General features: G+C 72.2%; 18 protein-coding genes. 11 read left to right on the forward strand and 7 right to left on the reverse strand.

Annotated elements, in window-relative coordinates:
* Window positions 1-85: 85 nt before the first annotated feature.
* Window positions 86-1,051 (reverse strand): alpha/beta hydrolase, encoded by a 966-nt coding sequence (locus tag RZ50_RS21450; RefSeq protein ID WP_196951569.1) that lies wholly within the window; start codon window positions 1,049-1,051, stop codon window positions 86-88.
* A 250-nt stretch (window positions 1,052-1,301) separates the two neighbouring features.
* Between RZ50_RS21450 and RZ50_RS21455 the strand changes: the two genes are divergently transcribed.
* Complete coding sequence (locus tag RZ50_RS21455) at window positions 1,302-2,327, forward strand: AraC family transcriptional regulator (protein WP_254802901.1); 1,026 nt, start codon at window positions 1,302-1,304, stop codon at window positions 2,325-2,327.
* 18 nt (window positions 2,328-2,345) lie between these two features.
* Here the strand turns inward: RZ50_RS21455 and RZ50_RS21460 are convergent, their stop codons facing one another.
* Both RZ50_RS21460 and RZ50_RS21465 read right to left on the reverse strand, forming a co-directional pair.
* Entirely contained in the window at window positions 2,346-3,872 is a 1,527-nt protein-coding gene (locus RZ50_RS21460; protein ID WP_196951570.1) for an acyl-CoA synthetase, read from the reverse strand.
* Between the two features lie 127 nt (window positions 3,873-3,999).
* A complete protein-coding gene (locus tag RZ50_RS21465; RefSeq protein ID WP_196951571.1) occupies window positions 4,000-4,407 on the reverse strand; it encodes a metalloregulator ArsR/SmtB family transcription factor in 408 nt (135 codons plus the stop codon).
* Window positions 4,408-4,514: 107 nt separating this feature from the next.
* Here RZ50_RS21465 and RZ50_RS21470 point away from each other — a divergent pair, with 107 nt between their 5' ends.
* Entirely contained in the window at window positions 4,515-6,491 is a 1,977-nt protein-coding gene (locus RZ50_RS21470) for a heavy metal translocating P-type ATPase (protein ID WP_196951572.1), read from the forward strand.
* A 119-nt stretch (window positions 6,492-6,610) separates the two neighbouring features.
* Here the strand turns inward: RZ50_RS21470 and RZ50_RS21475 are convergent, their stop codons facing one another.
* Window positions 6,611-6,748, reverse strand: coding sequence for a hypothetical protein (locus tag RZ50_RS21475; protein ID WP_196951573.1), 138 nt, complete (start codon window positions 6,746-6,748; stop codon window positions 6,611-6,613).
* 172 nt (window positions 6,749-6,920) lie between these two features.
* On the opposite strand from RZ50_RS21475, the gene RZ50_RS21480 reads away from it, so the two are divergent.
* The 4 genes from RZ50_RS21480 (at window position 6,921) to RZ50_RS21495 (ending at window position 10,972) form a co-directional block, all read left to right on the forward strand.
* On the forward strand, window positions 6,921-7,220 hold the full coding sequence (locus tag RZ50_RS21480) for a PadR family transcriptional regulator (protein WP_196951574.1): 300 nt from the start codon (window positions 6,921-6,923) through the stop codon (window positions 7,218-7,220).
* The gene (locus RZ50_RS21485; protein WP_196951575.1) at window positions 7,217-8,005 is read left to right on the forward strand and encodes a hypothetical protein; all 789 of its coding nucleotides are present in this window, start codon (window positions 7,217-7,219) and stop codon (window positions 8,003-8,005) included. The genes RZ50_RS21480 and RZ50_RS21485 overlap by 4 nt, the downstream gene beginning before the upstream one ends.
* A gap of 41 nt (window positions 8,006-8,046) precedes the next feature.
* Window positions 8,047-8,826, forward strand: a complete 780-nt coding sequence (gene uppS, locus RZ50_RS21490) for a polyprenyl diphosphate synthase (protein WP_196951576.1) — start codon at window positions 8,047-8,049, stop codon at window positions 8,824-8,826.
* 91 nt (window positions 8,827-8,917) lie between these two features.
* A complete protein-coding gene (locus tag RZ50_RS21495) occupies window positions 8,918-10,972 on the forward strand; it encodes a transglycosylase domain-containing protein (RefSeq protein ID WP_196951577.1) in 2,055 nt (684 codons plus the stop codon).
* A 32-nt stretch (window positions 10,973-11,004) separates the two neighbouring features.
* Here RZ50_RS21495 and RZ50_RS21500 read toward each other — a convergent pair whose 3' ends face one another.
* Window positions 11,005-11,487: a hypothetical protein gene (locus tag RZ50_RS21500; protein ID WP_196951578.1), complete on the reverse strand. Its 483-nt coding sequence runs from the start codon at window positions 11,485-11,487 to the stop codon at window positions 11,005-11,007.
* 391 nt (window positions 11,488-11,878) lie between these two features.
* On the opposite strand from RZ50_RS21500, the gene RZ50_RS21505 reads away from it, so the two are divergent.
* Complete coding sequence (locus RZ50_RS21505) at window positions 11,879-15,601, forward strand: SpaA isopeptide-forming pilin-related protein (RefSeq protein WP_217680701.1); 3,723 nt, start codon at window positions 11,879-11,881, stop codon at window positions 15,599-15,601.
* 108 nt (window positions 15,602-15,709) lie between these two features.
* Here RZ50_RS21505 and RZ50_RS21510 read toward each other — a convergent pair whose 3' ends face one another.
* Entirely contained in the window at window positions 15,710-15,937 is a 228-nt protein-coding gene (locus tag RZ50_RS21510; RefSeq protein WP_196951580.1) for a DUF1918 domain-containing protein, read from the reverse strand.
* A gap of 193 nt (window positions 15,938-16,130) precedes the next feature.
* Between RZ50_RS21510 and RZ50_RS21515 the strand changes: the two genes are divergently transcribed.
* A complete protein-coding gene (locus tag RZ50_RS21515; RefSeq protein ID WP_196951581.1) occupies window positions 16,131-17,174 on the forward strand; it encodes a zinc-dependent alcohol dehydrogenase family protein in 1,044 nt (347 codons plus the stop codon).
* A 217-nt stretch (window positions 17,175-17,391) separates the two neighbouring features.
* On the opposite strand, the gene RZ50_RS21520 is transcribed toward RZ50_RS21515, so the two are convergent.
* Complete coding sequence (locus tag RZ50_RS21520) at window positions 17,392-17,559, reverse strand: hypothetical protein (protein WP_217680703.1); 168 nt, start codon at window positions 17,557-17,559, stop codon at window positions 17,392-17,394.
* Window positions 17,560-18,265: 706 nt separating this feature from the next.
* Here RZ50_RS21520 and RZ50_RS21525 point away from each other — a divergent pair.
* The 3 genes from RZ50_RS21525 to RZ50_RS21535 all read left to right on the forward strand — a co-directional run bounded on the left by RZ50_RS21525 (window position 18,266) and on the right by RZ50_RS21535 (window position 20,541).
* Window positions 18,266-18,460, forward strand: a complete 195-nt coding sequence (locus tag RZ50_RS21525) for a hypothetical protein (RefSeq protein WP_217680705.1) — start codon at window positions 18,266-18,268, stop codon at window positions 18,458-18,460.
* A 201-nt stretch (window positions 18,461-18,661) separates the two neighbouring features.
* Window positions 18,662-19,270 (forward strand): tetratricopeptide repeat protein, encoded by a 609-nt coding sequence (locus RZ50_RS21530; protein ID WP_196951583.1) that lies wholly within the window; start codon window positions 18,662-18,664, stop codon window positions 19,268-19,270.
* Window positions 19,267-20,541, forward strand: a complete 1,275-nt coding sequence (locus RZ50_RS21535; RefSeq protein ID WP_196951584.1) for a glycosyltransferase — start codon at window positions 19,267-19,269, stop codon at window positions 20,539-20,541. The genes RZ50_RS21530 and RZ50_RS21535 overlap by 4 nt, the downstream gene beginning before the upstream one ends.
* Window positions 20,542-20,666 lie beyond the last annotated feature (125 nt).

The following is a 20,666-nucleotide window of genomic DNA, read 5'->3' on the forward strand; positions in this document are numbered from 1 at the left end:
GACTTGAAGAATTTTTCAAATCGCTTGTTACGCATGCTGTGGATACGGGCAGTAGTGGGCTCCTGTGGCGGCGGCCTGCCGGTCCTCAGGCGGTGCGCTCGGTGACGAAGCCGGCGATGGCGTCCTGCATCTGCCGCAGCCCCGGCTCCTCCAGCGGGTAGTGGCCGGCGTTCTCCAGCATCACGGTGTCGACGGGAACCCTGGTGATGCGGGACAGGAACGGCACGCTGAGGTGGTGCGGGGTCCAGCGGTCCTCGGCGGGCTGGGTGAGCAGCACCGGGCAGGCGTCGAAGTCCTCGGGCTCGACGGCGGGGGCGTAGTTCATGTAGCGGTCCAGGAAGCGGACGCTGACCCGGTTCGCGGCGGAGGTGCGGTCCTTCATGAAGACCTTCATCGCGCCCGGGTCGTTGGCCAGGGCCGACATCTTGGAGGCCAGGCTCATCGGGTACTTCAGCGACGCGGCAGGGGTCCTGGCCAGCAGTCCCATCAGCGGTCCGCCCGTACGGGCGGTGAGCCGGTCGTGGGCGGTCTCGTCGCGCACCGCCTGCTCGCGCTGGTCGAGGAAGGTCATGCCGACGATACCGCGCAGCGTGCCGCGCGGGGCCTTGGCGGCGACGTGGTAGGTGAGCATGCCGCCCGCGCTGAGCCCGTAGAGCACGATCGGCCGGTCGTCCCGGGACTGCTCGAAGGCGAGGAAGTCCACGACCAGGTCGACCCAGTCGTCGTACGAGGGGGTGCTGCCGCGCCGCACCTGGGTGAGGCCGTAGCCGAGGTTGTCCAGGGCCACGGTCTCGAAGCCGCGCCGCGCCAGCGGTGCGCCCAGGACCAGGGACATCTGGCGGCCGTTGGTGCCGACCCCGTGGTGCAGCACGACCTTGGCCTTCGCCTCCGGGTCGCGGTAGCGGTCCAGGTGGACGCGGTGCCCGCGCCAGGTCCAGTACTCCTCCTCGGGGGCGGTGGCGTCGGTCAGGCGCAGCCGTTCGGGCAGGAACCGCTGGAGGTCTCGCCAGGCCTGCTGGTCGCGGTAGTACGCGGGGGCGGTGGTGTTCACGGGGGTGGTCCTTCGGGTGTGGCCGGTGGTCGGTGTCGCACCTCCCACGCTAGGAAGGGCACCCGCCCGGGGCCCGGTGCCGGGCGGCCGAAGAGTTACTCGTTCCGGCAACGCCTCCCGCGACGCTTCCGGCGGCGCCCGGGCGTACGGGCAGGGCGTGAACCCGACGGCTCGCGCGCCTGGGTACGGTGAGCCCCGAGCCGGTCACCCCTTCCGGCGACCGGGCCGCCGTCGACACCAGGAGCGCCGCTTGAACTGGGACCTCCCGCGGCCGCCGACCAGCATGCTGGAGATGGTCCGGCTGGGCGCCGACCACGGGGTGACCGCCGAGACCTGCCTCGCGGGCACCGGCGTGCGTGCCGAGCAGCTCCACGACCCCGACGTCGAGGTGACGGCCCGGCAGGAGCTGACCCTGGTCGCCAACCTGCTCGACGCGCTGGGCCACCCGCCCGGCCTGGGCCTCGAAGCCGGGCAGCGCTACCACCTCACCACCTACGGCATCTGGGGCTTCGCGCTGATCAGCAGCCCGACGCTGCGCGCCGCGATCGACGTGGCACTCCGCTTCGTCGACCTGTCCTTCTCCCTGGGGCGCGTCCGGCTGTGCCAGGACACGGGGGAGGTGCGGCTCGTGCTGGACGCCCCCGACGTTCCGCCGGCGCTGCGGCGGTTCTTCGTCGAACGCGACGCGGCGGCGATCATGACGATGCAGCGGGAACTCTTCGCCTCGCCCGTCCCGTCCCGGCAGGTGGCCTTCGCCTTCCCGCCTCCGGACGGCGGCCCCGGGCGCTACGAGAGCGTCTTCGGGGTCGTCCCCGGTTTCGCGGCCGGGGAGACCGCCATCGGCTTCGACCCGGCCCTGCTGGACCTGCCGCTGCCCCAGGCCAACGAGCACACGGCCGCCCTGGCCCTGGCCCAGTGCCGGGAGCTGCTGGCCCGGCGGCGGTCCCGGACCGGCCTGGCGGGCCGTGTCCGGGACGTCCTGGTCGCGCGGCTGGCCGATCCACCGGACGCCGACGAGGTCGCCGAGCTGCTCCACCTCGGCGGCCGTACGCTGCGGCACCGGCTCTCCGCCGAGGGGACCTCGTACCGGGCGCTGCTCGCGGAGGTCCGCGAGCACCTGGCCGAGGAACTGCTGATCACCGCGGGCCTGCCCGTCGAACAGGTCTCCCGGCGGCTCGGCTACGTCGAGGTGTCCAGCTTCTCCCAGGCGTTCCGTCGCTGGAAGGGCGTCGGCCCGCGCGAGTACCGCAGGCGGTACCCCACGCCGAGCCGGTGACCGGGGCGCCGGCCCCCGCTACTCCGGGAGCCGCGAGCGGAGTTCCCGCTTGAGCAGCTTCCCGCTCTGGTTGCGCGGCAGGTCGGGGACGAAGACGACGCTCTTCGGGACCTTGTACGGCGCCAGACGGCCCTTCACATGGGCGATGATCTCCGCGGCCGTGGGCGCCTCGGCGGGCTTGAGGACGACGAAGGCGGTGACCGCCTCCATCCACTTCTCGTCGGGGGCGCCGATCACCGCGACCTCCGCCACCGCGGGGTGGGTGTAGACGGCCTCCTCGACCTCGCGGGAGGCCACCAGGACGCCGCCGGTGTTGATCACGTCCTTGATGCGGTCGACGACGGTGAGGTAGCCCGCCTCGTCGGCGGCGACCAGGTCGCCGGAGTGGAACCAGCCGTCCCTGAACGCGTCGGCGGTCTCCTCCGGCGCCTCCCAGTAGCCGAGACACAACTGCGGTGAACGGTAGACGAGTTCGCCGGGAGTGCCGGGCGGCACCTCGACCCCGTCGCGGTCCACGACCCGGGCCTCGACGAACAGGACGGGGCGGCCGCAGGAGGAGGGCCGCTCCGCGTGCTCCTCGGGGCGCAGCACCGCGGCGAGGGGCCCGATCTCCGACTGGCCGAAGCAGTTGTAGAAGCCGACCTCCGGGTAGCGGGCGCGCAGCCGGTCGAGCACCGTCACCGGCATGATCGAGGCGCCGTACTGCGCCTTGCGCAGCGAGGACAGGTCACGCACGTCGAGGTCGGGGTGGTTGGACAGCGCCACCCACACCGTCGGCGCGAGGAACAGCGAGTTGATCCGGTCGCTCTCGACGCGCCGGAGCACCTCGGGGAGGTCGGGCGACTCCATCAGGGCGACGGAGGCGCCGACGGCGAGGTAGGGCAGCAGGAAGACGTGCAGGCCTGCCGAGTGGTAGAGCGGCATGCAGATCAGCGGCCGGTCGTCGGCGCGCAGGTCGAGGGCGACGATGCTCGACACGTACGCGTGGACCAGGGCGCGGTGGGTCATCTTGGCGCCCTTGGGCCGGGAGGTGGTGCCGGAGGTGAAGAGCAGCTGGGCCAGGTCGGTGTCGTGCACAAGGACGCCGGTCTCGGGCACGGGCCCGGCCGAGGCGAGGGCGAGCAGCGAGTCCTCGCCGTCGCGCAACGGCACCACCCGGTCGACGCCCGCCTGCTGACGGATGCGTTCGACCTCCGGGGCCAGCGCCGGATCGCTCAGCACGACCCGGCTGCCGGACCGCCCGACCAGGTGGCTCAGCTCCCCGCCGGTCAGCGCGTAGTTGACCGGGACGTGCACCAGGCCGGCGCGGGCGCAGGCGAGGAACGCGATCGCGTAGGCGTCGGAGTTGCGCCCGTACGCCGCGACCCGGTCGCCGGGGCACAGCCCCAGGCCCAGTAGGTGGGCCGCGGCGCGGCTGACCGCGTCGTCGAGTTCGCGGTACGTCCAGCTCCGGTCGGCGAAGGTGAGCGCCGTGCGGTCGGGCGACCGGCGGGCGCTGCGGCGCAGCAGGCCGTCGACGGTGCTGCCTCGGGGGTCGTCGAGCATGGTCGCGGTCTCACTTTCGGGTTCGGGCTCCGCCGAGGGCGGGCCGTGCCCTCGCGGCGGTCGCCGGGCCCGGCCGGTCCTCGGGGGCGGGAGGAGTCGGGAGACGAGAGACGGGGCGAGCCGCAGGTCAGGGGGCGGTGAGGGCAGCCGCATCGTTGGCGCGGTCGTCGTCCGCGGTGTCGTCGGCGTCGCTGAGGCCGAGCCGCAGGTGCTCGATGTGGTAGACGGCCTGGTCGAGGAGTTCGGCGACGTGGTTGTCGTACAGCGCGTACACCACCGAGCGGCCCCGGCGCTCGCCCGTCACCAGGCCGAGGTTGCGCAGCAGCCGCAACTGGTGGGAGCAGGCGGACTGCTCCATGCCGACCTCGTTGGCCAGTTCGGTGGCGGCGCAGGGGCCTTCGCGCAGGCGGGAGAGGATCAGCAGCCGGGACGGGGTGGCCAGGGCCTGCAGCGTGGTCGCCACCCGGGCGGCGCCGGCGGCGTCCAGGGGTGTGCGCGGGACGGCGTTCTTCGCGGGAGCGGCTCCATGACCCATGCGGCCAATACTACAACCCATACATGAATGGATGTTCATGTGTTCCTGTATGGTGGGAGGAGTCGTCAAAGTCCTGCCCGCATCCGGCCCGAAGGGTCTCGTTTGCCATGTCCTCCACCCTGATCGAGCGCCCCGCCCCCGGCTCGGCCACCGAGCCCGCCGGCGCCGCCCCACGACGGCGCACCCGGGTGCTCTCCCTGCCCGAGGCCCGGTGGGCCGCCGTCGCGACGGTGCTGTTCCTGATCGCGCTGCCGCTGCAGCTGACCGGCACCCCGGCCTGGGCCTGGGGCCCGCTGTACGCCCTCGCGTACGCGGTCGGGGGCTGGGAGCCGGCCTGGGCGGGCCTTCAGGCGCTGAGGGAGAAGACCCTCGACGTCGACCTGCTGATGATCGTGGCCGCGCTCGGGGCGGCGGCGGTCGGGCAGGTGATGGACGGCGCCCTGCTGATCGTCATCTTCTCCACCACCGGCGCGCTGGAGTCCCTGGCCACCGCCCGGACCGCCGACTCGGTGCGCGGGCTGCTCGACCTCGCGCCCGCCACGGCCACCCGGCTGCTGGACGACGGCACCGAGGAGACGGTGCCGACCGAGCGGCTCTCCGTCGGCGACACCGTCCTGGTCCGGCCCGGCGAGCGGATCGGCGCCGACGGCCGGGTCCTGGACGGCGCGAGCGAGGTGGACCAGGCCACCATCACCGGCGAGCCGCTGCCGGTCGCCAAGGGGCCCGGCGACGAGGTCTTCGCCGGCACCCTCAACGGCACCGGCGCCCTGCGGGTGAAGGTCGAGCGGGACGCCTCCGACTCGGTGATCGCCCGGATCGTGAAGCTGGTCGAGGAGGCCTCCGAGACCAAGGCGCCCACCCAGCTGTTCATCGAGAAGGTCGAGCAGCGCTACTCGATCGGCATGGTGATCGCCACCCTCACGGTCTTCGCCGTCCCGCTGGCCCTCGGCGCGGCCTTCACCGGCTCGCTGCTGCGGGCGATGACCTTCATGATCGTCGCCTCGCCGTGCGCGGTGGTCCTGGCCACCATGCCGCCGCTGCTGTCCGCGATCGCCAACGCCGGCCGGCACGGTGTGCTGGTGAAGTCCGCCGTCGTCATGGAGCGCCTCGGCCAGGTCGACGCGGCCGCGCTGGACAAGACCGGCACCCTCACCGAGGGCACCCCCAGGGTCACCGACCTGCGCCCCCTGCCCGGCTCCGGCCTCACCGAGGAGGAACTGCTGGCGCTCGCCGCCGCGGCCGAGCACCCCAGCGAGCACCCGCTGGCCCGCGCCGTCGTGGACGCCGCCCGCACCCGTGGCCTCACCCTCGCCGCGGCGGGGGACTTCTCCTCCGCCCCGGGCGTCGGCGTCACCGCCACCGTGGACGGCCGCGCCGTCACGGTCGGCGCCCCCGCCCGGCTGCCGGCAGGCTCCGGGAGCCCCGCCGCCGAGGTGGTCACCGAGCTGGAGCGGGACGGGCGCACCGCCGTCCTCGTCCTCGTCGACGGCGTCCCGGTCGGCGTCCTCGGCATCGCGGACCGCCTGCGCCCGGACGCCGCCGCCACCGTCGCCGCGCTCACCGCCCTGACGGGCGCGGCGCCGATGCTGCTCACCGGCGACAACCCGCGGGCCGCCGACCGCCTGGCCGGCGAGGTCGGCATCACCGACGTCCGCGCCGGGCTGCTGCCCCAGGACAAGGTCGCCGCCGTCAGGGAGCACGAGCGCGCCGGCCGGAAGGTGCTGGTGGTCGGCGACGGCGTCAACGACGCCCCCGCGCTCGCGGCCGCCCACACCGGTGTCGCCATGGGCCGGGCCGGCTCCGACCTCGCCCTGGAGACCGCCGACGCGGTCATCGTCCGCGACGAACTCGCCACCGTCCCCGCCGTGGTGGCGCTCTCCCGCCGGGCCCGCTCCCTGGTGGTGCAGAACCTGGTGATCGCCTCGGTGTTCATCTCCGCGCTGGTGGTCTGGGACCTGGTCGCCACCCTGCCCCTGCCGCTCGGCGTGCTCGGCCACGAGGGCTCCACCGTCATCGTCGGCCTCAACGGCCTGCGGCTGCTGCGCGAGGCCGCCTGGACCAGGGCGCGGGCCGAGGGGCACTGAAGGCCTGACGGAGGACAGGGCCCGGCACGCTCCCCCGTGGCGTGCCGGGCCGCACGTCAGGATGCCAGGACGCCGCCCGGCGGTGTTGGCAATGCGTCCACGCTTCCTCGGCGTTGCGTCTACTGTTCGCCGTTCCCGGCGTGGGCGCCGGCCACCTCGCCGGCCCGGGTCCTGCGCGCCAACTCCCGCCAGTGGTCGAACCGTTCGTCCGTGCACAGGCCCTCGCCCCGGATCACGCCCGCCGTCGTCGCGGCCACTCTCCGCCTCCCCTTCCCGTCTCCGCTCCGCCGGTCGGCGCAGCCTTCGTCCCTGACGTCACCGGTCGGACCGGCGCGGCGGGGTCCGGCGCGGTCCGCCCCGGCGGATAGTACGTGGAGCGTAGTTCGCGATGCGTAGTATGGTGCTTCGCGTCGAACCGGAAGGGGCAGGATGCAAGCCAACGACGCCCAGACGCTGGTGCTCTGCGCACTCGCGGACGGGCCGCTGCACGGATACGCCGTCAACACGGCGATCGAGGAGCTGACCGGGGAGCGGCTGGGGCCCGGCAGCCTCTACGGCGCCCTCGCCAGGCTGGAGTCGAAGCAGCTGATCGAACCGCTCGACGGACAGGGCCGCCAGCGCCCGGTGCGGCTGACACCCCTCGGCCGGGAGGTGCTGGAACGCGAGTTGCGCGCCATGGCCCGGGTCGCCGACGCGGGACTGCGGAGCCTGGGGGTGAACCCCGCGTGAGCATCGTCGTCAGGAGCCTGGTGCGGCTCTACCCGGACGCCTTCCGGGAACGCTGGGGAGCGATGGTCGAGGACGAGGCCCGGGGAACCGGCTGGAAGTCCTGGCCCAACCTGGTCGTCGGCGTCGTGGACATGTGGCTGCACCCGGCGGTCTGGCCCGCCGACTCCCCGGCGCAGCGCCAACGGAGGGTGGCCACCATGGGCATCACCGTCGCCCTCGCCGCCTGGTTCCTCGGCCACCTGGCCGCCGAACAGGCCGGCCCGCTGCCCGCCGAGGGCGTCCGGGAGACGGTCATGCACGGCTGCACCGTCCTGCTGCTGCTCGGCATCGCCCTGGTCGCACCCCTGCCCCGGCCCACCCCCGGCGCTGCGATCACGCTGCTGAGCTGGGCCGTGCGCCGCCTCGCCGGACCGACCGCCCTGGGCACCGCCGTGGTCGTCCTGGTGCACAGTGGCGTTGACGCGGACGCCTCGCCGCCGACCCTGCGCACCGCCGTGCTCGCCGCCTGGTGGATCGCCCTGGGCCTCGGCTCGATCCAGATCCCCCGGATCTTCACCGGCGTCGGCGCGGACGCCGTGGTGCCGCCGGGCACCGGCCGCCTGCGGGCCGGCGTCTGGACGCTCGCCGGCGCCAGCGCCACCGGCGGCGCCACCCTCCTCGGCGGCTCGGTCACCGGCACCGGCCTCCACCCGCTCGGCGCCGGCATCGGCGTGGGCCTCCTGCTGCTGACCGCGGTGTGCGCGGCCACCCTCCGCGACCTGCGCGGCCTGCCGTCGGCTCACTAGAGCCCGTCCGGCGGGCCGCCCCGACCACTTGGACGGTGCTCATGCCCGAACTGCCCCGCTCCCTCTACTCCCTGTACACCCGCCGCCTGCGCCGCGAGGTCGCGGCGGGCCCACTGCCCCGGCACGTCGGGCTGATCATGGACGGCAACCGCCGCTGGGCCCGGCGGATGGGCATGGCCAACCCGAGCCTCGGCCACAAGGCGGGCGCCGAGCACGTTGAGGAGGTGCTCTCCTGGTGCGAGGCGCTCGGGATCGACCACGTGACGGTCTTCGTCTGCTCGACGGAGAACCTCCAGCGCCGCGACGACGCCGAGGTCGCCTACCTGATGGGGCTGATCGAGCAGGTCGTCACCGACCGCCTCGCCCGCCCCGACGCCCGCTGGCGGGTCCACCTGGCCGGGATGCCCGAGGTCCTGCCCGAGAGCACCGCCGGCGCCCTCAAGGAGGCCGTCGAGGTCACCCGCGGCTGCACCACCGGCGCCCACGTCACCCTGGCCGTCGGCTACGGCGGCCGCCAGGAGGTCGTCGACGCCATGCGCGACCTGATGTACGCGCGGGCCGAGGCCGGCGCGTCACTGACCGAGGTCGCCGACACCCTGACCGTCGACGACCTCGCCCCGTACCTCTACACCGCGGGCCTGCCCGACCCCGACCTCGTCATCCGCACCAGCGGCGAACAGCGGCTCTCCAACTTCCTGCTCTGGCAGAGCGCCTACTCCGAGCTCTACTTCTGCGAGGCCTACTGGCCCGCCTTCCGCGAGGTCGACTTCCTGCGGGCCGTCCGCAGCTTCGCCGCCAGACAGCGCCGCTACGGCGGCTGAGCCGGCCACGGCCGTACTGTCACAGGGCTGTGACAGTACGGTGCGGGACTTCCAAGGAGTTCTTCATGACGTGCACGTAGGGTCGCGTGCCATGGCAGAGCAGCAGGTGGCGACGGGTGGACGGAAGCTGCGGCACGGGTCGCGGCTGATCGGGGTGAGCGTGATCGCCGGGGTCGTGGCGGCGGGGATAGCCCTGCCGGCGGTGGCGGCGGTCGGGCTCGGTGCCCGGTCGGTGGCGGACGGCTTCCAGGACCTGCCGGACGACTTCAGGACGCCGCCGCTGTCGCAGGCCACCACGATCCTCGACGCACAGGGCGGCACGATCGCCACCGTGTACGACCGCGACCGCACCGTCGTCCCGGCGGACCAGATCTCCCCGCTGGTGAAGACGGCCCTGGTGGACATCGAGGACAACCGCTTCTACGAGCACGGCGCGATCGACCTCAAGGGCGTGCTGCGCGCCCTGGACGAGAACGCCTCCTCGGGCACCACCGCGCAGGGGGCGTCCACGCTGACGCAGCAGTACGTGAAGAACGTCTTCGTCGAGGAGGCGGGCGACGACCCGCAGAAGGTGGCGGAGGCGCAGCGGCAGACGGTCGGCCGCAAGGTCCAGGAGCTGAAGTACGCGATCAAGGTCGAGGAGACCCTGAGCAAGGACCAGATCCTCACCAACTACCTGAACATCACCTTCTTCGGCGAGCAGTCCTACGGCGTCGAGGCGGCCGCCCGGCGCTACTTCGGCGTGCACGCCAAGGACCTCACCCTGCCGCAGGCGGCGCTGCTGGCCGGTCTGGTGCAGTCGCCCACCGGCTACGACCCGACGGTCAACCCGACCGCGGCCAAGGACCGGCGCGACACGGTCCTGCGCAAGATGGCCGAGTACGGGCACATCACCCAGGACCAGGCGCGCGAGGCCATCGAGAGCCCGCTCGGTCTGAACGTCCAGACGCCGCAACAGGGTTGCATCCTGGCCAAGCAGGGGGAGGGCTTCTTCTGCGACTACGTGCGCAACGTGGTGCTCACCGATCCGGCCTTCGGGAAGTCGGCGGCGGACCGGAAGGCGGTGTGGAAGCGCGGTGGGCTGCAGATCCACACCACGCTGGACCCCAAGGCGCAGGCCTCGCTGTACGCCTCGGTCACCGGCCACGTGAACGCCGGGGACCAGGCGGCCACCGCGATGAGCATCGTCCAGCCGGGCACCGGCAGGATCCTCGCGATGGGCCAGAGCCGCCCGTACGGCGTCGACGACAAGCAGCACCAGACGCAGATCAACTACAACGTCGGCAAGGCCATGGGCGGCGGGATCGGCTTCCCGACCGGCTCGACGTTCAAGCCGATCGTCGCGGCGGCGGCCCTGGAGAACGGGATCCCGGCCGGTCAGAGCTACACCACCGACTACAGCATGCCGTGGCCGGCGATGACGGACTGCTCGGGCGGCCGGTTCCCCTCGTCCGGGCAGGTGCACAACGACAGCCAGAGCCTGACCGGCCAGTTCTCCATGAAGGCGGCCATGGCGCAGTCGGTCAACACCTACTTCGCGAAGCTGGAGGCCGACACCGGGCTGTGCAACGTCGCGCAGATGACCAACAAGCTCGGCATCACCGAGCAGGCGGGCGGAGAGAAGCTCCAGGTCGTCCCGTCGATGACGCTCGGCAGCAACGACCTCACGCCGCTGGAGATGGCGGGCGTCTACGCGGCCTTCGCCGCCCACGGCACCTACTGCGCGCCGACCGCCATCACCTCGGTGACCGGCCCCGACGGCAAGTCGCTGGCCGTCCCGCAGGCGAACTGCTCCGCCGCGATGTCGCCGACCACCGCCGACACCGTCACCGCGATGCTCAAGGGCGTGGTGGAGGACGGCACGGGCCAGCCGGCCGGGCTCACCGACCGGGACAGCGCGGGCAAGACGGGCACCACCGACGGGAGCCGCCAGGTGTGGTTCGTCGGCTACACCCCCGAGATGGCGGGCGCGACCGTCGTCAGCGACTCCGACAACCCGAAGCCGCTGGACGGCCAGCGCATCGGCGGGTCGGTGGTGGGCCAGGCCTTCGGCGGCACCCTGGCGGGCCCGATCTGGCGCGACGCCCTGGACGGCGCCCTCGCCGGGACCCCGGCGGGCACCTTCCCGCAGGTGCAACTGCCGTAAGGCGATTGGCCCCTGAGGCCGTCGCGGGTGCGTCAGGCCGGGTCGGCGTAGATGCCCACCCGGGGCTCGATCGACCCCTGGGAGGGTTCGAGCACGGTCAGCCGGTAGTGCTGGGTGAGGGTGTGGTGGCCCTGGAGGAGGATCTTCGCCGTGGTGAGCTTGGTGTACAGGGTGCCGGTCTGGCTGTAGACCGGCGTGGTCTGCCAGTGACCGTCGGCCGCCAGCAGTTCGAGCCGGATGTCCGCCGGGTCGAGGAAGGGGCCCTGGTCGGGCGACGTGACGAGGATCTGCGGGGCGACCGTCCGCGCCGTCGAGGAGTCGTTGCGGTACGTGACGGTGATCATCTGATTCCCGTGGTCGGTCGGCAGCGGGCTCTCGGGCAGGTCCACGAAGCGCTCCGGCGGGGCGCTGCTCGTCGCCGCCCCGGCGGGGGAGGTGAGCGCGGCGGCCGGCAGGATGGTGAGGGTGGCGGCGGCCAGCGCCAGGACGCGACGGTGGATCTTCCGGGTGCGCATGGCGCCTCCTTCGGTCGACGGCCGTTTCGCGGGGCACGTCGTTGGTCCGAACGGGCCCGCGTCCCCTCCACCCTGCCCCCTCTCGGCCGATACCGCATTCGGCGGACCGGCGCCGGGCCCCGGACCCGGCCCGAACCAGCCCTGAGCTGCGCCTGAGCTGCGCCTGAGCTGCGCCTGAGCCACCCCGGACCGTCCACGGGCCGCCGGGTGCAGCCGATCGGGTGTTCCACACGCAGTGATCAGATGACATCAGCGTTCGGTCACATGCGCTCGGTCCTTCGGCCGGAAGACTTCGAGGGCTCCATTGTCTTCACGTGGTGAAAGGACTGAGGTGAAGCCCAGTCAGAATCCGGTGACCGCCGTCACCTGGAGACGCAGACTCGGCAGGGCGATGAGTTCCGCCCTGGCCTTGACGCTCGCACCCTTCGGCATGTCGCTCATCGCACCGACGGCCGCGGAGGCGGCCGGTCTTCCGGGCGGTCTCGGACCGTGCCTGGGCGCGGACTGCCCGGCGACGTTCCCCCCGGTCAACAACGGCCCCTTCGCGGGCCGCGACGCCGGTGTGAACATCTTCGTCGGCGGCGACTTCAACGTCAGCGGCTCGGCCGCCGAGGCCGAGGGACACGTGGTGACCCTCGGCAACTTCAGCCAGAACAAGGCCGCCGGAGCCAGCTCCGTCTACAACATCGGCATCGTCGGTGTCGGCTCGCGGGTCCCCCCGCCGGACGGCGCGGACTTCCTGACCGCCGGAGGCAACGTCACCATCGCCCGGGGGCAGACGCTCCTGGCCGACGGGGGCGTCGTGCGCTACGCGGGCACGGCCTCGGGCAACATCACCGGTACGACGATCCAGGACGCGCAGGCCGTGGCCGCCTACCGGCCGCTGCGCAGCGAACTGCAGTCGGCGAGCGAGTGCTACGCCGGGATCGGCGTGCCCCGCCCCGCCACCGGAACCGCCGTCAACCAGGGGTACCAGACCCTGTTCACCGGTGACGGCACCTCCGCGTTGCAGGTCTTCAACGTCGACTTCGACATCGCCGGGACCACCGGTGGCGCGCAGGGCATCGCGTTCGCCAACATCCCCGCGAACGCGACGATCCTCGTCAACCTCGTGGGCGGCGCCCGCACCATCAACACCTACAGCGGCAGCCTTGAGGACACCGATCCCTGGAACCAGCTGCGCGAGCGCCTCCTGTGGAACTTCCCGACCGCGTCGACCGTGACCCTCACGGGGTCGGGCCAGTTCCAGGGCAGCGTGCTGGTCGGCAACCCGGCCAGCACCGCCACCATGAACCTGCCCGGCCTGAACGGACGGTTCTTCACCACCGGCTCGCTGCTGCACAACTCCGGCTCGGGAATGACCGGGACGGAGTTCCACGCCTACCCCTTCGACGGCGACCTCCCGGACTGCGGCAACCCCCCGGCCCCCACCGGCTCGACCAGCGTGACCAAGGTGGACTCCGTCACCGGGCAGCCGCTGGCCGGCGCCGTCTTCCAGCTGTGGCGTGAGACCAACGGCGTCCCCGGCCTCCAGACCTCGGGGACGAACCCGGACACCGAGGTGGGCGCTCCCTGCACCACCGGGGCCGACGGCGTCTGCTCCACGACCGATCTCCCGCTGGGCACCTACTACTGGCAGGAGACACAGGCTCCGCCCGGCTACGACCTGCCACGGCCCGCGGTGACGACCGTCGTACTCGACACGAACGGGCAGAACGTCCCGGTCACCGTCCCCGACACCAAATCCCCGGTCGTCGAGACGGGGTCCACCAGCGTGACGAAGGTCGACTCCGCCACGAACCAGCCCCTGGCGGGCGCGACCTTCCAGCTGTGGCGCGAGACCAACGGCGTCCCCGGGCTCCAGACCACCGGGCGGAACCCGGACACCGCCGTCGGTGCTCCCTGCGTCACCCCCGCCAACGGTGTCTGCTCCGCGACGGACCTCCCGCTGGGCACGTACTACTGGCAGGAGACCGCGGCGCCCCCCGGCTACGACCTGCCCGAGCTCAACGTGACCACCGTCGTACTGGACACCAACGGGCAGACCGTCGCGGTCACCGTGGCCGACACCCAGACCGCCGCCCCGACCGCTTCGACCAGCGTGACCAAGGTCGACTCGGCCACCGGGCAGCCGCTGGCGGGCGCGACCTTCCAGCTGTGGCGCGAGACCAACGGCGTTCCCGGCCTTCAGACCACCGGGTCGAACCCGGACACGGCCGTCGGTTCCCCGTGCATCACCCCCGCCACGGGCGTCTGCTCGGCGGCCGACCTCCCGCTGGGCACCTACTACTGGCAGGAGGTGTCCGCACCCGACGGTTACGACCTGCCCGAGCTCAACGTGACCACCGTCGTACTGGACACCAACGGGCAGACCGTCGCGGTCACCGTCGCCGACACCAAAACCGTCGCTCCGACCGGTTCCACCAGCGTGACCAAGGTCGACTCCGTCACCGGGCAGCCGCTGGCGGGCGCGACCTTCCAGCTGTGGCGCGAGACCAACGGCGTTCCCGGGCTCCAGACCTCGGGGTCGAACCCGGACACGGCCGTCGGCTCCCCGTGCATCACCCCCGCCACGGGCGTCTGCTCCGCCACCGGCCTGCCGCTGGGTACGTACTACTGGCAGGAGACCGCGGCGCCCCCCGGTTACGACCTGCCGCAGTCCTCGGTGACGACGGTGGTCCTCGACACCAACGGGCAGGACATCCCGGTCACCGTGAAGGACACCAAGTCCGTCGCTCCGACCGGTTCGACCAGCGTGACGAAGGTCGACTCCGTCACCGGCCAGCCCCTGGCGGGCGCCGTCTTCCAGCTGTGGCACGAGACCAACGGCGTCCCCGGGCTCCAGACCGGCGGACCCAACCCTGACACGGCCATCGGTTCTCCGTGCGTCACCCCCGACACGGGCGTCTGCTCCGCGGACAACCTGCCGCTGGGCACGTACTACTGGGAGGAGACCACGGCGCCCCCCGGCTACGAGCTGCCGCAGCCCGCGGTGACGACGGTGGTCCTCTCCACCAACGGGCAGAACGTCCCGGTCACCGTGAAGGACACCAAGTCCGCCGCTCCGACCGGTTCGACCAGCGTCACCAAGGTGGACTCCGTCACCGGCCGTCCGCTGGCGGGTGCGGTGTTCCAGCTGTGGCGTGAGACCAACGGCGTTCCGGGGCTCCAGACCTCCGGGTCGAACCCGGACACCAAGGTGGGTGCTCCCTGCACCACCGGGGCGGACGGTGTCTGCTCGGCGGCCGACCTCCCGCTGGGTACGTACTACTGGCAGGAGGTTTCGGCGCCTCCCGGTTACGACCTGCCGCAGCCCTCGGTGACGACGGTGGTCCTCTCCACCAACGGGCAGAACGTCCCGATCACCGTTTCCGACACCCTGTCGACCGTTCCGACCGGTTCGACCAGCGTGACCAAGGTCGACGCCGAGACCGGACAGCCGCTGGCCGGCGCCGTGTTCCAGCTGTGGCACGAGACCAACGGTGTTCCCGGTCTTCAGACCTCCGGGGCGAACCCGGACACCAAGGTGGGTGCTCCCTGCACCACCGGGGCGGACGGTGTCTGCTCGGCGGCCGGCCTGCCGCTGGGCATCTACTACTGGCAGGAGGTCTCGGCGCCCCCCGGCTACGAGCTGCCGCAGCCCTCGGTGACGACGGTGGTCCTCTCCACCAACGGGCAGAACGTCCCGGTCACCGTGAAGGACAGCAAGAAGAGCACCCAGACCGGTTCGACCAGCGTGACGAAGGTCGACGCCGAGACCGGACAGCCGCTGGCGGGTGCGGTGTTCCAGCTGTGGCGCGAGACCAACGGCGTCCCCGGTCTTCAGACCTCCGGGTCGAACCCGGACACCGAGGTGGGTGCTCCCTGCACCACCGGGGCGGACGGTGTCTGCTCCGCGACCGACCTGCCGCTGGGCACCTACTACTGGCAGGAGGTCTCGGCACCGGACGGCTACCAGCTGCCGAAGCACGCGGTGACCAAGGTCGAGCTGACCAAGGACTGCCCGTGCGTGGAGATCACCGTCAAGGACAAGAAGTGCCCGCCGAAGCCGTGCCCGCCGGAGCCGTGCGAGCCGGGCAAGCACGAGTGGGGTACCCACGAGGAGCGCGTCTGACGAACCGCTTCAGCACCGGCGCATGAGCGCCTGAGATCACCACCTGGCCGGAGGAGCCGACAGCGGCTCCTCCGGCCAGGTGCGTTGCCGGCACCCGGCAGCGGCCCGTCAGTCGGCGAACAGGTGCGGGTGTACCGGCGGCCCCTCGTGCCGGTGCTGCTGGATCCGGTCGTCCGGGCCGGGGAAGTACTCGGTCACCCGGTCGCTGTCGGACCAGCGCACGTCGTACGGCGGGCTGCCGTCCGGGTGGTGCAGGCCGACGATCTCGCCGTCCCGGCGGGCCGCGCCCGGGCGGGTGCCCTCGACGATGATGCGGTCTCCCACGGCGGCTTTCATGCCGTCCTCCCTGGGTCGGTGCCGGGCCGGGGCGCGCCCCGGCCGTCCGTACCTCCATGGGACCACCGAAGGGCGGGCCGGGCAGAGGCCGGTCGGCCCTCGCGGGGCGTCGCGGTGCGTCGTACCGGGGCGGAGGCTGGAAGAGCGAGCGGAACCGGCCCGGCTCCGCCACTCCCGGAGGAGTGATCGCGGCATGAAGGCGCTCACCTACCACGGACCCGGCCGCCGCACCTGGGGCGACGTCCCCGACCCGGTCGTCCGCGACCCGGAGGACGCCGTCGTCCGGGTCGACGCGGTCACGATCTGCGGCACCGACCTGCACATCCTCAAGGGCGACGTTCCCGAGGTCGGACAGGGCCGCATCCTCGGCCACGAGGCCGTCGGCACCGTCACCGGGACCGGCCCCGGCGTGCGCACCGTCACGGCCGGCGACCGCGTCCTGGTCTCCTGCATCTCCGCCTGCGGCCGCTGCTCCTACTGTCGGGCTGCGAGCTACGGGCAGTGCACCGGCGGTGGCGGCTGGATCCTCGGCCACCTGATCGACGGCTGCCAGGCCGAGTACGTCCGCACCCCCTTCGCGGACACCTCCCTGTACCGGCTGCCCGAGGGCGTCGCCGACGAGGACGCGCTGCTGCTCGCCGACATCCTGCCCACCTCGTACGAGGTCGGCGTCCGCAACGGGCGGGTCGGCCCGGGGGACACCGTCGCGATCGTCGGCGCCGGGCCGATCGGGCTCGCCGCGATCCTCACCGCCCGGCTCCACAGTCCGTCCCGCATCATCGCCGTCGACCTCGCCCGGACCCGCCTCGCCGCCGCCGAGCGCTTCGGCGCGTCCACGGCGCTGACCCCGGCCGAGGCGACTCCGGAGGCCGTCCGCGAGCTGAGCCGGGACGGCCTCGGAGTGGACGTCGCCATCGAGGCGGTCGGCGTCCCCGAGACCTTCGAACTGTGCACCCGCCTGGTGCGCCCCGGCGGCCGGGTCGCCAACGTGGGCGTGCACGGCAGACCGGCCGTGCTGCACCTGGAGGACCTCTGGATCCGCAACGTCACCATCACCACCGGGCTGGTCGACACCGACAGCACCCCGCTGCTGCTCGACCTGCTGGCCGCCGGCCGGCTCGACGTCGCCGGGCTGGTCACCCACCGCTTCGGCCTCGACCGGATGCCGGAGGCGTACGACGTGTTCGCCGACGCGGCCGACACCGGAGCCCTCAAGGTCGCGCTCTTCCGGACGTGACCCCTGCGGCGCGGATCGTCGGGAGCGGTGTGCGCTGTTCCTCTACCGCATAACGGAGTTGACACCTCGTCGGCCGGGCGGGGGCCGGGTGGGTGATATTCGGCAGGCGAGTGAGGAGCTCGGCGGGGTGCGGACGGCGCCGGAAACATACTGATTCCGCCCGACGACCGTCGCGGCACACCCCTGCACATCCACAGGTCCCTCTGCATGACGGTGTTCATGCACGGCCTTTCAGGAGGATTCCGTCCATGAAGAAGAACTCGCTTCGAAGATCGCGTGTCAGATCCATGACCATGCTGTCGACAACCGTGGCGCTCGCCGCGACCGTCAATCTGGCACCGACCACGGCGGCTCTGGCCGACGCGATCGCACGCTCCGTCAGCACCGACCACGCGAACGTCCCGGGCCCGAACGGCGCTGTGAGCTCCGACCTCGGGTACCGCCTGGGAGGGCCGACCGACTCGGGCGGAGACCCCTGGGGCGGAGGGGGCGGGGGATCGCACCACCCCGGCACACAGGGGCCTCAGGGTCCTCAGGGGCCGCAAGGTTCGCAGGGCGCGCAGGGGCCGAAGGGCCCGCAAGGTACGCAGGGCGCCACGGGCGTTCATGGCGCTCAGGGTGTCCAAGGCAGCCAGGGTGCGAAGGGCACGCAGGGCGCCACTGGTGCTCAGGGTGCGAAGGGCACGCAAGGTGCGACGGGTGCGGCTGGCACACAAGGCGCTACGGGCACGCAGGGTGCCACGGGCACACAAGGCGCGACAGGTGCCCAGGGTGCGACGGGTGCGAATGGCACGCAGGGTGCCACTGGTGCTCAGGGTGCTACGGGTGCCCAAGGTGCAACAGGTACTCAGGGCGCCACAGGCACACAAGGCGCTACGGGCGCGCAGGGTGCGACGGGTACACAGGGTGCGACGGGCGCGCAGGGCGATACGGGTGCTCAGGGTGCGACGGGCACGCAGGGTGCCACTGGCGCTCAGGGTGCCACGGGCACGCAGGGCGCCACCGGTGCCCAGGGCGCCACGGGCGCACAAGGTACCGCCGGTGCCCAGGGTCCGCAGGGCTTCCAGGGGCCGACCGTCGGAGCGCAGAGCGTGGTCGTCACGGCCAGCGCCGTCGGTACCGCCACGGCGACCTGCCCCAACGGTTTCCACGCGGTCGGTGGTGGCTTCCAGGGGCTTTCCGCCGATATCACGTCCAGTGTCCCGGTCGGGGGTTCGCCGCCCGTCGGGTGGCAGGTCACCACCCTCGCCACCGAGGTCACCGTGTACGTGGTGTGCACGCCCTGAGGCGCTCACCGGGTTCTCCCTCGACAGCGTTCCGAGTCGAGATTCCTCCCATGAGAAATCGGTGGTGCCCGGACCTTCGTCCGCGGACCACCACCCGGCTCACTCGGCTCCGCCTTCTACGGGCCGAGTGAGCTGCACCCATTGGATCGGCGAGACGGAGGTTCTGTGAAACGAAGATGGTTGTGGAAGGGCTTCGCCGTCGTGGCGGCCGCCGCAGCGGTGGCGGGCTGGATCCACCTGGCCGCAGCCGATTCCACTCGCACGGTCTCGTCGGATGCGGGGCGGGCGAGGTCCTCTCCCGGTGTTCCCTCGCGTGTGGAGCTGATGCTCCAGGAAGGGATCAAGCAGGGCGAGTTGAAGAACTACGACCGGGCGGAGAGCACCTTCCGCCAAGTGCTGGGGCTGGATCCCGGCAACAAGCTGGCGTGGTACAACCTCGGTGTCGTCGCCCAGCAGAACAACCGCTCCGCCGAGGCCCTCACCGCCTACGACAGTGCTCTGAAGACCGATCCCGCCTATCAGCCGGCGCTCTTCAACAAGGCGATCCTGCTCGGCCCGGGCGATACCGACCAGGCCGTCTCGATCCTGCGGGGGATCGTCGCCGCGGACCCGAAAGCCGCCGGCGCACATCTGAACCTCGGATTCGACCTGGCGAAGCAGGGGCGCCGTGCTGAGGCCGAGTCGTCCTTCCGTACCGCCGTCCAGCTCGACCCGTCGCTACGGTCCCTCGTCCCGGAGGAGTTCCGGGATTCCGCGCGCACGGATCCGACCTCCGAACCGACAGCCGCTCAGGCAGGTGCCAACCGATGACGTCGCTCGCCACACCCAGGTTCTCCGTCTTCACCCCGAGCCACCAGCCGCGCTTCCTCGACGAGTGCCTCGCGACGCTCAAGGCGCAGAGCCGTTCGGACTGGGAGTGGATCGTGGTGCTCAACAGCGGCGCGCGGTGGCGGCCCGAGCACCCCGATGACCGCATCAGAGTGGAGGTCAACGACGGGATCAGGGGCGTCGGGGCGGCGAAGCGCCGGGCCTGCGAGCTGGCGAGGGGCGAGATCCTCGTCGAGCTCGACCACGACGACCTGCTGGCCGGCGACTGCCTGGCGGAGCTGGCGACGGCCTTCGACAACCACCCCGAAGCGGTGTTCGTCTACAGCCACACCGCCCAGATCACCGAGGACGGCGGCCGGGACGACTCGCGCTTCAACGAGGATCACGGCTGGCGGTACGAGGAGGCGGAGGTCGACGGCCGACGGCTGCTACAGGTGCTCGCGATGGCGCCGACACCGCACAACGTCTCCTACATCTGGTACGCGCCCAACCACGTGCGGGCGTTCCGCAGGAGCGTCTACGAGCAGGTGGGCGGGTACGACGCCACGCGCACCGTGCTCGACGACCAGGACCTGATGTGCCGTCTCTTCCAGGCCGGGGACTTCCACCACGTCCCACGCTGCCTGTACCTCCAGCGGATGCACCCGGGGAACACGCAGCGGGACACGGAGGTCAACGCGCACATCCAGCGTGAGACCGTCGCTCTGTACGACAAGTACATCGAGGCCAACGCGCTGGCCTGGACGAGGCGCCGCGGCCTGCTCGCCGTGGACCTCGGCGCTGCGCACCGCAAGCCTCCCGGCTACCTGGGGGTGGACCGGCACCCCGGAGACGGCGTCGACCTCGTCGCGACCCTGCCGGGGCGCCTGGACCTCCCGGAGGACTCGGTCGGCGTGCTCCGGGCGGTGGACTTCCTGGAGCACGTGCCCGAGAAGGTCCCGCTGATCAACGAGCTGTACCGGCTGCTGGCCCCCGGCGGGATGCTCCTCACCATGACGCCCAGCTCCGACGGCCGGGGCGCGTACCAGGACCCGACCCATGTCGCCTTCTACAACGAGAACTCCTTCTGGTACTACACGGACAACCAGTACCGGGCCTTCGTCCCGGAGATCCGGGCCCGGTTCCAGAGTTCCCGGCTGGTCACCTACTTCCCGACCGAATGGCACTCACGGAACAACATCTCGTACGTCGCGGCGAACCTCATCGCGATGAAGGACGGTGCCCAGAGGTGCGGCGGTCTCCTGCTGGTGTGAGTGGCCGCAGGGCCGGAGGGATGGCCCCACCGCCCCCGTGACGGGACGGCGCATTGCGCCGTTGGAGTGTTCTGCCGCCGTTCGGCGGCGGAGCCGCAGCGCTCGGCCGCCCCGCGCGCGGGACC

This window comes from Kitasatospora sp. SUK 42, from assembly GCF_015776785.2.
GTDB lineage: Bacteria > Actinomycetota > Actinomycetes > Streptomycetales > Streptomycetaceae > Kitasatospora.